We start from the raw sequence: 539 nt of genomic DNA, 5'->3' as shown, positions 1-539 counted from the left end.
AGATCTTATCTACGATCAAGCGTTCGCTATCGATTGGTGTGTTGAACACATTGCTAAACTCGAAACCCACAGCTCGTTGCAGATCTAGGGTTCCTAAATCAATCGAATTTGCTTCGTTTAAAATGCCTGCATAAACGAGATCAACATTCGAATTTGCTAGCAATGAGCGACGTGTTGCGCGAACAAGATCCATATTGATATCAATTGGATCAAACTGCGTGCGAAAGTAAGCGTCCAAATAGCGCATCGCCTGATTGACGACGTCACTTTGGTTGCTTAAATCGTTCATCATTTGGAGAGTTTGATGACGCAAAAAACGGATATCACGCTTTGTTGGATCGTTTAGCATTAGATACCCCTTCAATAGAGGTAAAGCGCGTGTAAAAGTGTTTTGATTTTGTGTCAGTTGTAGACGGTAACCTTTCTCAATGAGAGGTATCAACTGTTGAGCAACGTCCTTAAGTAATGCTTCGTAAGCGATGCGAGTGCTTTGATCCAAACGGCTAATGTTGAGTGGTAATATCTCTTCATCCAAAGCC

1 protein-coding gene is annotated in these 539 nt (G+C 41.9%); it reads right to left on the bottom strand.

Going from position 1 to position 539, the window contains the following annotated elements; genetic code table 11:
- Positions 1-539: ImcF-related family protein (locus R8O10_RS27120; RefSeq protein ID WP_318192215.1), on the bottom strand; the 539-nt coding region annotated here is incomplete at both ends.

This window comes from Vibrio sp. 1727 (genome assembly GCF_033344415.1).
Lineage (GTDB): Bacteria > Pseudomonadota > Gammaproteobacteria > Enterobacterales > Vibrionaceae > Vibrio > Vibrio alginolyticus.
Note: the sequence above shows the minus strand (reverse complement) of the source record. Positions and strands in the feature narration are given on the sequence as shown.